Raw genomic sequence first — 12,725 nt, 5'->3', positions numbered from 1 at the left:
TTCCTTCGTCTTCAGGATGCCACGATAAGCGCATAATCTTTTGCCAGATTGGCAGCAACCAGTGGCGGTGTAAAAAACGCCTGCAGCTGTCCATTCGGGTTAACAAGCATAATGGTGCCACTGTGCTGAATGTCATACCCCTGCGCACCGGGTCGAGGCTGCACGGCCTCCCAGGCAATGCCCATTTCCCGCGCAAGCGCGCTGACCGCAGACTCTTCACCACGGGCCCCTTCAAAATGCGGATTAAAGGCACGGGTATAATGCTTAAGGGTTTTCAGTGAGTCACGGGCCGGGTCGATGGAAATCATGACTACACGCGGAAGCGGTGTTACGCCCTGCTTTTCAAGCTCGCGATACATCGTGCCAAGCTCCGCCATGGTAGTCGGGCAGATATGACCGCATTGCGTAAATCCAAAAAAGAGCAGCGTCCATCGGCCTTTTAGGCTGGCATTGTTGAAGGGTGTGCCATCGGTTCCTGAAAGTTCGAACGCATTGATATCCCGCGGATTTGACAGCAGTGTGCCGTAGAGCTGAGAGGAATCAAGTGGTTTTTTCTTCGACATCTGGCTTACGTAAAACGTTGCCAGAATACCGGCCACACACATCAAAAGCACCAGAACCACACGTTTAATTCGCTGTTTTTGTGACAACATGCCAGAACCCCTCTTATAAATAATGATCAACCAGTAAAAACACAAACAAAAGCATCAGGTAGACGATGGAAAAACGAAAGGTCTGCATGGCGACTATCGGTCTTTCAGTACGCATCAGTCGCACCGACCAGTGCAAAAAACGTGCCCCAAGCAGCAGTGCGCCTGCGAGATAAAGCCATCCACTCATACCCACCACGGTGGGCAGTACACTGACCACGACAAGAAGAACTGTGTAAAGAAGGATACTGAGCCGGGTGAAGGCAATCCCATGCGTGACCGGCAGCATTGGAATTTCAGCATGGCGATATTCTTCAATGCGATAAATGGCAAGCGCCCAGAAATGTGGTGGCGTCCAGGTGAAGATAATCAATACGAGGAGCAGTGCCTGCGGGTCAAGCTGGTTGGAAACTGCAGTCCATCCAAGAAGCGGTGGTGCGGCACCTGCGAGGCCGCCGATGACAATGTTCTGCGAGGTCGCGCGCTTCAGGTAACCGGTATAAATACCGGCATAGCCAATGAGTGTTACGAAAGTCAGTACGGCCGTCAGCACATTCACAGCGACCGCAAGCAGCCATAAACCGCTGATGCCAAGCAGCAGCGCGAACAAAAGCGCCTCATGCACCGACACCCTGCCGCGCGCAATCGGACGCTTTCGAGTGCGCGCCATGATGGCATCAATGCGCCGGTCAACAAGATGATTAACCGCTGCCGCACTTCCCGCGCAAAGCCCAATACCTACCAGTGAGCAGATAAGGAGCTGCGGCGCGATGGCGCCGGGAGCCGCGAGATACATGCCAACCAGCACGGTCAGCAGCATAAGCGCAACAACACGCGGCTTACAAAGTTCCAAAAAATCACGCCAGTCGCGCGTGCGTACGAGGGCCTCAGCCATGACACACCTCCCGGCGCGAAGACAAGGCTATTGCGATGAGGCTTGCAAGCAGCAATGCGGCAACACCATTATGAGCAACAGCCGACCAGAGCGGCAGCGATTGCGTCACGTTCACCACTCCAAGAATAATTTGCGCCACTAGCAGCACAAGGCTTAGACGGACAAAGCGACGCGTAATTCCATGCTCTTTGCGCAATCGCCACGCCTGAAGCACAACAAGAAGCAGGACAGCCAGCGCACATAACCGGTGTACAAACTGTATGGTAATGCGCGCCCCCACATCCAGAAGCCCCCCCTGATAATTCGCCCCTGCCGGCGAAAACAGGTGAAAACCCTGCGAAAAATCAGGCGCCATCCACCAGTGCCCGTTGCAGGTCGGAAAGCCGATGCAGGCCATGCCGGCATAGTTTGCACTCACCCAGCCGCCAAGCGCTATCTGAAAAAATGCGGCAAACACGCAAAGCAGCGCAAGTATGCGTGGACAACCACCAGATGCGGGAAATTTCCCGTAAAGCTGCAGCGTCAGCACAAAAAGCCCGGAAAAGAGCAGCATGCCCCCAAGCAGGTGTGCCATGACGACAATGGGCAAGAGCTTTAAGGTTACCGTCCACATGCCAAGAAGCGCCTGCAGCACAATCAGTATTGACAGTACAAAAGGCAGCGTCGTAGCCGAAAGCCGGCGCTTTCGTGCAACAATCGCAAGTGCGCCCTGTAAGAGCACAAGAAGCCCGAGGGTGCCCGCCACATAGCGGTGCGCCATTTCGGTCCACGCCTTTCGGGACTCGAGCGGCATATCCGGCCAGTGATTCTGCATGTGCGGGTCAACTGATGCCGGAACCAGTATTTTGCCATAGCATCCGGGCCAATCGGGGCAGCCAAGTCCGGCATCTGACAGTCGTGTATAAGCGCCCAGCATCACAACACCGAGTGCGAGCAGCATTGTGAACAGCGCGAGACGCGCGCGTGTTTTTTGCAGTGTGTTATCCATCGGGGTTAGTTTCCAGCAAATGTTTAAGATCGTGATATAAAGCTCCCGGAGGCGCATCTTTGGCATAAGAAAGCACCAGATACCCTTCAGGGTCTGCAATAAAGAATGCCGAAACATTCTGCGGCAGTCCTGCAAACGCCTTATCGTCGAGACCGAGCACGCGGATATCAGCATCTTTAAGTGTTTTCACAAGCATGGCATCCGCAAGTGAAGCAGGTGCGCTCGTAACCAGTGACACATCCACACGCCGCGCGCGCCTCCCAAGTGCGAGACGAACCCGCGCCAGCCTGTCGAGAGCCGCCTTGCAGGCGGTTTCACACGCACCCTCGTTCCAGAGCAAAAGATGCCAGTTCGCCGGCATTTCTAAAAGCGCTGGAACGCTGACTGGCGGGCGCAACAGAAATCCCTGATTAGTGGGTGCACCGGCAATCATGTCGGGATGGCGAAAAAAGAACAGGGCCAGCACACCAGGAGCCGCAAAGAGCAGACCCAAAAAACAAAAAAGTACCGTACGACGCGACATGAGTTTCATGATTTTTTCTTGCAGAGCAACCCAAAACAGACAAAAGGAACTACCAGTGCCAGACCAAACCACTGCAGTGCATACGCCCGATGGCGCGCAGGCGGCATGGACACCACTGGCCATTCCCGCACAAACCCGCCACTTTCTGCAGGATTTTGGCGCATGATAAACGGATAGACCGATTTATGCAAAAGCTCCGAAACAAGTGCGGGGTCTTCGCGCTCAAGCAGAGTTACCTTTCCATCCGCAACAGATTCCACCGCCGCTCCCAGAACCCACTGTTTAGGCGATGGATACCAGGCATACCCCTCGACCGTGCGCATATGAAGCGCCGTCTTGACCTGCGGAAAGGTTTTGCGTGACACATCCCCCGGTACCCAGCCACGGTCAACGAGCAGTATATTGCCGCCCTCTGCCTGAAACGGTGAGAGCACGCGGTAACCAAACTGGTGTTGATGGTGTTGATTATCGAGTAAAAAAACCGGCGGCAAAAAGTGCCCGGAAACGCTGAAAGGCGCAAACTGCGAAGGCGCCGCGTCATCAGGAGCCCATAACGCGGGCGTTTGTACCTGCGCATGCGCCTGTGCGGCTTCTATGCGCTCTTTCTCATCCGCACGCGCAAGCTGCCAGATGCCCAGACGCACCAGAAGGGCAAAGACCGCCAGCGCGACTACGAGCAGCCACGCATCACGCGTGAAACGCGTACGAAAAAAGGATACACTCACCATCTGCGGGTCAAACCTGCCACCAAAAAAGCGGAGTATAGCAAATGTTTCCTAAAATCTTCATTATTCTCATCATGGCGGCCATTCTTTTTGCGCTCGGTTCAGCACTCCTCTACCTTGTGCGTGATGAAGGTACCACCCGGCGAACGGTCAAAGCACTGAGCTGGCGTATCGGGCTGTCGCTCTTTCTGTTTTTTCTGCTCCTTGCCGGCGCCTTTTTTGGCTGGTGGCATCCACATGCCCTGCAAAATCCATAACGCGGATTTTATTCCTCCGGGTGATTCTTGATTCACCCGGCGCAACCCGGTAGAGTCAACAGAATTCGTGCAACCAGGATATGCCATGCGATGCCTTGCCCCCCTGATGCTTTGTCTTGCGCCCACAGTGCTTGCTGACACCATCGAGCACTACATGAATATCGCGGACAACATTCCGCGCATGGAAATGAAGGCCGATCCGCAGTCACAGGCCTGGGCGCGTTCGGCACGTAATGTGCTGATTATTACCGCTGAGAGTATTGCGGAGTCTTTTATTCAGATTAATGAAGAGGCACGCAACCATGGTAACCCGCTGTTTTGTCTCCCGGCTTCCACACCGCTGAATGGCGTAACCATGGATAACCTGATTCAAGAAACGTGGCGCTCCCTGTCAGCCACGCAGAGTGCGCAGCAGTCCATGACGGTCTCACAGGTCGCATGGCAGGGTGTTGTGCGCAAATTTCCCTGCAACCCGAATGTCGCGCATCAGATAATGCAAAACGCATTTGGGCATAAGGGATAGTCCCGGCCCTTACGCAATCTCTTCATACGCTTTATAAATATGTCCATCCTGCGAGAGCAGCACCGCAATGGGGCGTGTTTTTTCAAAGTGCGCGCACACAATCATCAGCATCACTGTAATAGGTACGGACAAAAACATGCCAAGTACCCCCCATATGGCTCCCCAGAGCGTGAGCGCAAACAGGATGGCAAGCGGGCTGACGTTTAGGGATTTGCCCATAAAACGCGGCTCAATCAGGTTACCGATTACAAACTGAACACTGATGATTCCGAGGCTCACTGCCAAAAACGGCAGACCGCCATCGAACTGCACCATTGCCAGCAATGCCGGAAATGCAGTGGCAATGATAGCGCCAATGTTCGGAATAAAATTCAGAAAGAAAATCAGAAGCGCCCAGAATTCCGCGAAATCAAGGCCAACGGCCTTCATGATGCTCCAGCTTGCAACCGCGGTAACTGCACTGACAAGCGTTTTAATCCCAAGATAGGTCTGCGTGTCACGAACAATGTGCGAAATAATGTTGTTCACCACCCGCAAGTGCCCCTTCTTGGCAAACAGCAGCCTGATTTTTTGCCAGAAAAAATGCTGCTCTACAAACAGAAACACCACATATAGCGCTATGAGTACCGCGGAGCTTGCAAGACTCGTAAAGACGCCATACACATTAAGCACGATGCTCTGCACACTCAGGTTTTCAAGAAAAGCATCCACATTGGCAAAGGCGCGGATATGCAGGCGCTCATCCAGTCGATTAAACAGTGAAAGCAGGTTTTCCTGATAGCGGGGAGCTGCAGCAATGACCTGATTGATATTGCTGCCAAGGATGTCAAACACCAGTCGCGCCAGCATCACAAGCACTAAAAGCGCACACAGGAGGCTCAGCCAATGCGGCATGCGTGCGCCGGCCAGGGGCAGCGCCCGTATACCCTGGTTAATCGTATTGACTAAATGCCAGATGAAGAGCGCGATGATGATGGGCATCAGGAGCCCGCGCCCCTGCACCAGCAAAAAACCCGTCATGATAACCAGCAGCAGAGTTGCCGCAACGGTGACTGTCCGGTTCATCAGGAACCCCCTGTTACCTCGTTTATGCTACAAGATAACTGGTATAAGCCGATTTGGAAAGAACGGCTTATGCACCGATGCGGCGGGGCTTTTGCAAGGGTCATACCAAAAATTTAAAAAAAAGTGTAATAAGGACTTTTTTTTAGAAAGGATTCTGTATAAGATATCCAATTACTTCGATTTACGCCTGCGCTTTTCTGCCTGTGGATATTTTTCCACATCAACTTCAGTCAATCTTGTCATTTTTAAATCAAATTCTCATAACCGATTGATTTTTATTGTGTTATTGTTTTTATATTCCATGCTCTACATTTCATATTATCCACAAAATCTGTGGATAATCCTGTGTACAGACTGGGGGACACCGCTTGATTCAGGCCTTTTAACGCATGTTTTGAATTCACACAAAGTGCCGGCAAGACGCAACCGTCTGCGCATGGTATGATTTCGACACTGTCTGCAACAAGGACCCTCGTGTTAACCCATCCGTGCCAGAAATTGCCGGGAGTCGGCAAAGTGCTTGCCGCCAAACTTGCGCGCTGCGGCCTCAATACCCTTCAGGATTTGCTGTTTCATCTGCCCTGCCGTTATCAGGACAGAACACGCATTACACCGATTGCGGATGCTCGCGCAAATGAATGGTGTGTAGTGGCCGGGCGAATTGCAAAAACCGAAATACGACGCGGACGCCGCCCGATGCTTCTCTGCCACGTTGAAGACGGTTCAGGCCTTTTGACCCTGCAGTTTTTTCATTTCAACAAAGCCCAGGCAGCGCGCCTTGGCGAGGGCGGGCGGATACGCGCCTTTGGTGAAGTGCGCATAAAAACGCACCTGCCCTCAATGATTCATCCAGAATACCGCCTGCTGGATGATGAGGCTCCCTGCGAAGTTGAAGAAACCCTGACCCCCATTTATCCCTCGACAGAAGGACTTTCACAGACTCGCCTGCGCCAGCTTGTGAGACTCGCGCTTTTGCACACTGGCGAGCACCTGCAAAGCCTTGAATGGATGTCGGCCGAAGCCTTGCGAGAGCTGGGTTTATGGCGCCTTGATGATGCACTGAACCTGCTGCACGCGCCCATGCCCGATACCCCGCTGCAAAGCCTTGAAGAAGGCACGCACCCGGCGATGACACGGCTTGCCTTTGACGAGCTGCTCGCGCAGCGCCTGTGCATGCAGTTTGCCCGTGAACGCCGCTCTCAATCAGAGGCGGCACCCATCGTCGGAGATAACACCCTCACAGTGCCCTTTCTTGCAGGTTTACCATTCAGGCCTACCCCTGCACAAACACGCGTCAGCGATGAAATTGCGGTCGATCTTGCCCGCTCACGCCCGATGCTTCGGCTGGTGCAGGGCGATGTGGGTGCGGGTAAGACGCTCGTTGCGGCACTTGCCGCGCTCAAAGCCATTGAAGCAGGTCATCAGGTGGCTTTCATGGCGCCGACCGACCTGCTCTCTGAACAGCATGCGAGAACCTTTGCCGCCTGGTTTACGCCGCTTGGCATTACAACCGTGCGCCTCACCGGCAAAATGAAAGCATCAGAAAAACGTCATGCCCTGGAGCTGCTCGCCAGCCATGGCGCTGCCTTTGCCGTTGGCACACACGCGCTTTTTCAGGAAGACGTACACTTTGCGCGCCTGAGCCTCGTCATTATTGATGAGCAGCACCGTTTTGGTGTTGAACAGCGCCTGCAGCTGCATGAAAAAGGATGCAGAGACGCAAGGGTTGCGCATCAGCTCCTCATGACTGCTACCCCCATTCCACGTACGCTGGCGATGACGCATTTTGCCCATCTTGATGTCTCGACCCTCGATGGCCTTCCACCCGGGCGCACACCAGTAACCACAGCGGTACTGCCTCAAACGCGCCGTGAACCGCTCGTTGAGCGGCTTCGCACCGCCATTGCCGATGGACGCCAGATTTACTGGGTCTGCACCTTGATTGAAGAATCTGAAACGCTGCAGTGTGCGACCGCCACAGAAACTGCCGAACTTCTGCAGTCTCTCTTGCCCGAGGCGCGCGTAGGCCTTGTACACGGACGCATGAAAGCCGCGGAAAAAGATGCGGTGATGCAGGCATTTAAAGAGGGAAGCCTGCATTTGCTGGTAGCAACAACCGTCATTGAAGTGGGTGTGGATGTACCAAACGCGAGTGTGATGGTCATCGAGAATGCCGAGCGCCTTGGCCTTGCGCAACTTCATCAGCTGCGCGGGCGCGTGGGTCGCGGAGGCACACAGTCTCACTGTCTGCTCCTCTACCAGCCCCCCCTTTCACTCCAGGGAAAAACTCGTCTGCAAACACTTCGCGATACCACAGACGGCTTTGTCATTGCCGAGCAGGACCTGCTGCTGCGCGGCAGCGGTGAGTTTCTGGGAACACGCCAGAGCGGCTACAACCGCTGCAGAATTGCCCGTTTTCCGAGGGATGAAGCATTAATTGAAAAAGTTGCTCCTCTTGCTTCAAAAATGGCCAAGGAACAGTCAGAAATCGCAAAAACACTTACACGTCGCTGGTTTGGTGAACAGGCAGAAATGTTTCTGCAGTCGTAACCATTCACCACGTTCACCGAAAAGCCATATTTGGCGCATCTTGTGCGAACACATTACAAAAAACTGCTCACATACCGGTGTATGCTGCGCTTTTTTTGTAATGCGTTCGCACAACCTGCACTCAAATCTAACTTTTCCCCTAAAGCATTCAAAATGTGGTGAATAGTTACCTACAGTCTTGACAAAGCGCAAGATAACGTGCTGTGAATAACTTTAACGGTCTCCTCGCTCAACCCTTGAACAGATTCGGTTTTTTTTGTAATTTATAATTATAAGTACATGATAAATATTGCTTTTTTGTTTTACGGGTTTCATCATCAAAGAACCTGCCTTATCCACAAAATCTGTGGATAACCCTGTGTGCAGATTATAAAAATCCTTGTGGCGCAAGCCTTATCGGAGAATGGTTCAATACTTTACAAAGCGCATCATCTCCTCTGTGCCATGCCTGTCATTCAGACCCAAAACTTAGTAAACACTCTCGCAAACGATAACACCCTGAAAGTCTTCGCCACCGCCCCCGGTGCACGCCATGACCTGCCATGCTGGTGTCGGATTAAGGGACATGCGATACTGAGCGGGCACTTGCGTCAAAACGTATTTGAAATTGTTCTGCAGCCATGCCGGGAGTAACCATGTCAAGCGGTGATCGCTACTGGAAGGCCAAGCGCGTCACGCTGCTTGGCGCTTTGAAAAATATTCTGCTTGCCATCATCAAAGTAACGGGTGGTACGCTCTGGCAATCCCATGCACTTCTTGCCGATGGCGTGCATTCCTTTGCCGATTTAATCACGGACTTTCTGGTATTGTTTGCCGCAAAATTTGGCAGCCAGACCGCCGACCACTCGCATCCGTATGGACATCAGCGCATTGAAACCGCAGCAACGCTGATGCTGGCACTCCTCCTTGCTCTGGCGGGCTTCGGTATCGGTCTTGATGCGCTTGATGAGCTGCTGCACGACACCCCAAAAACCCCGGGTTTCCTGACCCTGCCAGTCATTCTTTTTTCGCTCATCATGAATGAAGCACTGTTTCACTACACCCGCTTTGTCGGGAAATCCATTGGGTCAGGCCTTATTATCGCCAACGCCTGGCACCACCGTTCAGACGCCGCCTCCTCTGCCGTGGTGCTCGCGGGACTGCTCGCAAGCTTCGCAGGTTATCCGGGCTTTGACGCCATTGCCGCCATCATCGTAGGCGCCATGATAATTCGCATGGGTATTGCGCTCGGCTGGGGGAGCATCCGCGAACTGGTCGATACGGCGGCACCAAAGGAGGTGCAGGCAGAAATCGCCCGGGTCATCGCCGGCGTTGATGGTGTTGTACGTATTCACCAGCTCAGGAGCCGCATGATGGGTGGCGAAGTTCTGGTTGACGTGCACGTACTGGTCGCCCCGACCATTTCCGTCTCAGAGGGGCACTACATCGCTCAGCACGTGCACCGCGCACTGACCGGCACGATTGCCGCTGTTCGCGATGTGGTTGTTCATATTGACCCGGAAGATGACGAAGAAGTCTGTCCGAGTCTGCATCTGCCGAATCGGGCAACGCTTAATGCCAGCCTGCTCGATGATTTACGCCGGGAGTTTCCTGGTGTCTCTGAGGTTGTGCTCCATTACCTTGATGGCAGGCTTACCATGGACATCTTCTGCGCACCGGAATTCAAAGACCATGCGGCTCTGGAGACCTGGCTTACCGCCCACGCGCGCGACAGGCATGATATTGCTGACATTCGAACCATGGCCATATTGAAAGATTTAAGTGCATAAAATACTTGCCAAACACATGAACAAAACCTATTATCCCATGATTTTTGTTAAGGTTTCCCCGGCTTACCATGCCCACTGAATTGCTAAAACTATTTTTTGCCTCAAGTCTTTTTGTCTTTATTCTGCTGGCAGGCTGGTATCCCTTCAGAAAAAAACACCATGCGGCTGCAGGCGAGCACGTAGATTTTCCCATAGGAGAAACACTTGCGACCGGAGTATTTCTGGGAGCCGCCCTTCTGCATATGCTGCCGGAAGCGGCGCACCTTTTTACCCGCATGGGGTATCAGTACCCTTTCGCCTTTCTGATAGTTGGCATCGTTTTTCTGTTGTTTTTGTGGTTTGAACACCTTGGTAGTGAACTTTACCACCATCACGATACCAGCCACCCGGCTTTTGCCATAGTAGCGTGGCTGATGCTTTCAGTGCATTCTCTGATGCTTGGGGCAGCCCTTGGTTTCAGCAGCGAATACCCGGTAGTCATCATGCTCTTTCTTGCCATTATCACCCATAAGTGGGCGGAAAGTTTTGCCATTGCTCTGCAGCTTAACAAAAGCGCGCTTTCACCACGTGTGCGTATCGGATTGTTTGTGCTTTTTGCCCTGATGACTCCGCTTGGAATTTTCACAGGCTGGTATGCCGGCATTGAGGGCTCAACCGGGTCACTTTTTGACCCCATTCTGCTCGCGGCCTCTGCGGGTACCTTCCTTTATCTCGGAACACTGCACGGACTTGAGCGCTGTGTAATGGTAGAGCGTTGCTGCAACCTGCGTGATTTCAGTTTTGTGATTATTGGCTTTGGCCTCATGGCGCTGGTGGCAATGTATGTCTGAATTTCTGCGCCAAAAACCACTGATACTGGCTTCGGGCTCTACAAACCGGCGCATGTTGCTTGAAAGCCTCGGACTTTCCTTCGAAATACACCCGCCCCTTTGCGATGAGGATGCACTGAAAGACACCTTTACCGGCAGCAATGATAAGCTTGCCGCCTTCCTCGCCTGCGAAAAAGCTCGCGAAGTCAGCCTGCGTTTCCCTGATGCTTTTGTGCTTGCGGCCGATCAGGTGTGTCTGCATCAAGACACCGTATTCAACAAGCCCCTGACCCTTGAGAACGCGCGACTGCAGCTTGAGAAACTCTCTGGACACACGCATCAGCTCATGAACGCTGTCTGCCTGATGAGTGAGGGAAAGGTCATCTGGGAGCACGAAGAAACTGCCACACTGACCATGCGAGCCCTCACGAGCGTTGCCATCAACGCCTATCTGCAGGCCGACACTCCGCTGCAAAGCTGCGGTTCGTACCATTTTGAATCACGCGGCAAATGGCTCTTCACACACATTGAGGGCCACGAAAGCACCATCACCGGCCTTCCCCTTCTCGCACTTGCAAACGCACTTCTGCAACATGGGGTAGTGAGCCTCCCCTAAAGAACCGACTTCGCCGGGGGATTTCATCCCTGATAGCAGGCTTTCGACATTGATGTGTCGCTTAAATTATAAAATTTGGCAAATAGCATCACAGACAAGAACCGTTGTCTCTGTCTGAGTATGAGGCGCATGATTAACATTAGACTTGTCACTATACTCGCTTGAAAAAATACCATTTTTTAATAAACCTTCACGCAATACAGTGGGTAAACCATGAACATCAACAGCTGACTGTTTACTGTGATATTCTGGAATTAATTCTGAGATTGGCTCACTGCTGTTATCATTATCACCTGATGCTTCAGGTAACTGGTGTTCATCGGGAGAAAGATGCACAAGCTCATCTGGTTTTGAGCCTGAAAATACTGAAATTAATTCTGTTGTTGGAGCACTGTCACTTGTTGCCGCCATCGAGTTGACTACCGTAGAGGTTTCAGAAAATTCTGCCACAGAGTCGTTTAAAGATGTAATATCGTTTGAACAGACATTTCTATCCAAACCCAATAATAAATCTTCACCCAATACAGCGGTTAAACCATGAGCATCAACAGCTGACTGTTTACTGTGATATTCTGGAATTAATTCTGAGATTGGCTCACTGCTGTTATCATTATCACCTGATGCTTCAGGTAACTGGTGTTCATCGGGAGAAAGATGCACAAGCTCATCTGGTTTTGAGCCTGAAAATACTGAAATTAATTCTGTTGTTGGAGCACTGTCACTTGTTGCCGCCATCGAGTTGACTACCGTAGAGGTTTCAGAAAATTCTGCCACAGAGTCGTTTAAAGATGTAATATCGCTTGAACAGACATTTCTATCCAAACCCAATTGGTGGTTTTCAAATAATCGACTCGCGTGCGCCCTGGCCTCAGGAAATGCGAACATTTTATTTAAGATTTCTACATACTCTTCTCTTGTTTTTGCAAGAAGATAAACGTCAATTCCACTTTTCCAGAAATGGCGTTGTTTATAATTAGTGGCATTAGAATACACATGAATCTCATGTGGCAAAGAGTTAACAAATTTATCTGCCAAATCTTTGGTGGAAAAGAAAAAGTTGGCGCTTATGCACGCGTGAAGATTTTTATTATCATCAACATATTGAATACCACTATAATGGACATAAGCGGCTAACAATTCAGGACTCTGGGAGCCTTCACTAAAATCCAGCGCTATGGAACAGCCACCTACGCTGATTCCAGCCGTTGCATCTGCGGTATATTCTCTAAACAATAGATTCGCGTCAATGTCGACATGCACAAATGTATTGGGTCTTACTGTTGATATTGGCCATGAAGGGTAGAATTCCGTTGTCCCTTTATATGTATAGTAATAGTACATGACTTATGATTTCT

Annotated in this window: 14 protein-coding genes; 7 read left to right on the top strand and 7 right to left on the bottom strand. The window is 51.7% G+C overall.

Annotated elements, in window-relative coordinates; translation table 11 throughout:
- Window positions 1-11: 11 nt before the first annotated feature.
- Genes E4T54_RS10035 through E4T54_RS10015 form a run of 5 tightly spaced genes read right to left on the bottom strand, consistent with a single transcriptional unit; the run spans window position 12 to window position 3,784 of the window.
- Window positions 12-653, bottom strand: coding sequence for an SCO family protein (locus E4T54_RS10035; RefSeq protein WP_051550792.1), 642 nt, complete (start codon window positions 651-653; stop codon window positions 12-14).
- A 13-nt stretch (window positions 654-666) separates the two neighbouring features.
- Entirely contained in the window at window positions 667-1,545 is an 879-nt protein-coding gene (gene cyoE / locus E4T54_RS10030; RefSeq protein WP_028385695.1) for a heme o synthase, read from the bottom strand.
- Window positions 1,538-2,533, bottom strand: a complete 996-nt coding sequence (locus E4T54_RS10025) for a COX15/CtaA family protein (protein ID WP_028385694.1) — start codon at window positions 2,531-2,533, stop codon at window positions 1,538-1,540. Before E4T54_RS10025 ends, cyoE begins: the two co-directional genes overlap by 8 nt.
- A complete protein-coding gene (locus tag E4T54_RS10020) occupies window positions 2,526-3,065 on the bottom strand; it encodes a hypothetical protein (RefSeq protein ID WP_051550791.1) in 540 nt (179 codons plus the stop codon). The genes E4T54_RS10025 and E4T54_RS10020 overlap by 8 nt, the downstream gene beginning before the upstream one ends.
- Window positions 3,062-3,784, bottom strand: coding sequence for an SURF1 family protein (locus tag E4T54_RS10015; RefSeq protein WP_028385692.1), 723 nt, complete (start codon window positions 3,782-3,784; stop codon window positions 3,062-3,064). Before E4T54_RS10015 ends, E4T54_RS10020 begins: the two co-directional genes overlap by 4 nt.
- 41 nt (window positions 3,785-3,825) lie before the next feature.
- Here E4T54_RS10015 and E4T54_RS10010 point away from each other — a divergent pair, with 41 nt between their 5' ends.
- Together E4T54_RS10010 and E4T54_RS10005 are read left to right on the top strand one after the other, a co-directional pair.
- The gene (locus E4T54_RS10010; RefSeq protein WP_028385691.1) at window positions 3,826-4,038 is read left to right on the top strand and encodes a twin transmembrane helix small protein; all 213 of its coding nucleotides are present in this window, start codon (window positions 3,826-3,828) and stop codon (window positions 4,036-4,038) included.
- Window positions 4,039-4,123: 85 nt separating this feature from the next.
- Entirely contained in the window at window positions 4,124-4,561 is a 438-nt protein-coding gene (locus E4T54_RS10005; protein ID WP_028385690.1) for a hypothetical protein, read from the top strand.
- Between the two features lie 9 nt (window positions 4,562-4,570).
- Here the strand turns inward: E4T54_RS10005 and E4T54_RS10000 are convergent, their stop codons facing one another.
- Window positions 4,571-5,626, bottom strand: coding sequence for an AI-2E family transporter (locus E4T54_RS10000; protein WP_028385689.1), 1,056 nt, complete (start codon window positions 5,624-5,626; stop codon window positions 4,571-4,573).
- A 474-nt stretch (window positions 5,627-6,100) separates the two neighbouring features.
- On the opposite strand from E4T54_RS10000, the gene recG reads away from it, so the two are divergent.
- From recG to E4T54_RS09975, 5 genes are all read left to right on the top strand, one after another.
- Complete coding sequence (recG, locus tag E4T54_RS09995) at window positions 6,101-8,176, top strand: ATP-dependent DNA helicase RecG (RefSeq protein WP_028385687.1); 2,076 nt, start codon at window positions 6,101-6,103, stop codon at window positions 8,174-8,176.
- Between the two features lie 444 nt (window positions 8,177-8,620).
- Window positions 8,621-8,809 (top strand): sulfurtransferase TusA family protein, encoded by a 189-nt coding sequence (locus tag E4T54_RS12205; RefSeq protein WP_051550807.1) that lies wholly within the window; start codon window positions 8,621-8,623, stop codon window positions 8,807-8,809.
- 2 nt (window positions 8,810-8,811) lie between these two features.
- A complete protein-coding gene (locus E4T54_RS09985) occupies window positions 8,812-9,945 on the top strand; it encodes a cation diffusion facilitator family transporter (protein ID WP_028385685.1) in 1,134 nt (377 codons plus the stop codon).
- Window positions 9,946-10,013: 68 nt separating this feature from the next.
- Window positions 10,014-10,775: a ZIP family metal transporter gene (locus E4T54_RS09980; RefSeq protein WP_028385684.1), complete on the top strand. Its 762-nt coding sequence runs from the start codon at window positions 10,014-10,016 to the stop codon at window positions 10,773-10,775.
- Window positions 10,768-11,370, top strand: coding sequence for a Maf family protein (locus E4T54_RS09975; RefSeq protein ID WP_028385683.1), 603 nt, complete (start codon window positions 10,768-10,770; stop codon window positions 11,368-11,370). Before E4T54_RS09980 ends, E4T54_RS09975 begins: the two co-directional genes overlap by 8 nt.
- 66 nt (window positions 11,371-11,436) lie before the next feature.
- On the opposite strand, the gene E4T54_RS09970 is transcribed toward E4T54_RS09975, so the two are convergent.
- On the bottom strand, window positions 11,437-12,711 hold the full coding sequence (locus E4T54_RS09970) for a hypothetical protein (RefSeq protein ID WP_135100411.1): 1,275 nt from the start codon (window positions 12,709-12,711) through the stop codon (window positions 11,437-11,439).
- Between the last annotated feature and the right edge of the window lie 14 nt (window positions 12,712-12,725).

Source organism: Legionella geestiana, assembly GCF_004571195.1.
GTDB classification, from domain to species: domain Bacteria; phylum Pseudomonadota; class Gammaproteobacteria; order Legionellales; family Legionellaceae; genus Legionella_B; species Legionella_B geestiana.
This window is presented reverse-complemented; position numbering and strand designations above follow the sequence as displayed.

Excerpts from the sequence above, each read along its gene's own strand:
- E4T54_RS10035 (WP_051550792.1), bottom strand. The coding sequence starts at position 653 with ATGTTGTCACAAAAACAGCGAATTAAACGTGTGGTTCTGGTGCTTTTG.
- cyoE (WP_028385695.1), bottom strand. The coding sequence starts at position 1,545 with ATGGCTGAGGCCCTCGTACGCACGCGCGACTGGCGTGATTTTTTGGAA.
- E4T54_RS10025 (WP_028385694.1), bottom strand. The coding sequence starts at position 2,533 with ATGGATAACACACTGCAAAAAACACGCGCGCGTCTCGCGCTGTTCACA.
- E4T54_RS10020 (WP_051550791.1), bottom strand. The coding sequence starts at position 3,065 with ATGAAACTCATGTCGCGTCGTACGGTACTTTTTTGTTTTTTGGGTCTG.
- E4T54_RS10015 (WP_028385692.1), bottom strand. The coding sequence starts at position 3,784 with ATGGTGAGTGTATCCTTTTTTCGTACGCGTTTCACGCGTGATGCGTGG.
- E4T54_RS10010 (WP_028385691.1), top strand. The coding sequence starts at position 3,826 with ATGTTTCCTAAAATCTTCATTATTCTCATCATGGCGGCCATTCTTTTT.
- E4T54_RS10005 (WP_028385690.1), top strand. The coding sequence starts at position 4,124 with ATGCGATGCCTTGCCCCCCTGATGCTTTGTCTTGCGCCCACAGTGCTT.
- E4T54_RS10000 (WP_028385689.1), bottom strand. The coding sequence starts at position 5,626 with ATGAACCGGACAGTCACCGTTGCGGCAACTCTGCTGCTGGTTATCATG.
- E4T54_RS12205 (WP_051550807.1), top strand. The coding sequence starts at position 8,621 with ATGCCTGTCATTCAGACCCAAAACTTAGTAAACACTCTCGCAAACGAT.
- E4T54_RS09985 (WP_028385685.1), top strand. The coding sequence starts at position 8,812 with ATGTCAAGCGGTGATCGCTACTGGAAGGCCAAGCGCGTCACGCTGCTT.
- E4T54_RS09980 (WP_028385684.1), top strand. The coding sequence starts at position 10,014 with ATGCCCACTGAATTGCTAAAACTATTTTTTGCCTCAAGTCTTTTTGTC.
- E4T54_RS09975 (WP_028385683.1), top strand. The coding sequence starts at position 10,768 with ATGTCTGAATTTCTGCGCCAAAAACCACTGATACTGGCTTCGGGCTCT.
- E4T54_RS09970 (WP_135100411.1), bottom strand. The coding sequence starts at position 12,711 with ATGTACTATTACTATACATATAAAGGGACAACGGAATTCTACCCTTCA.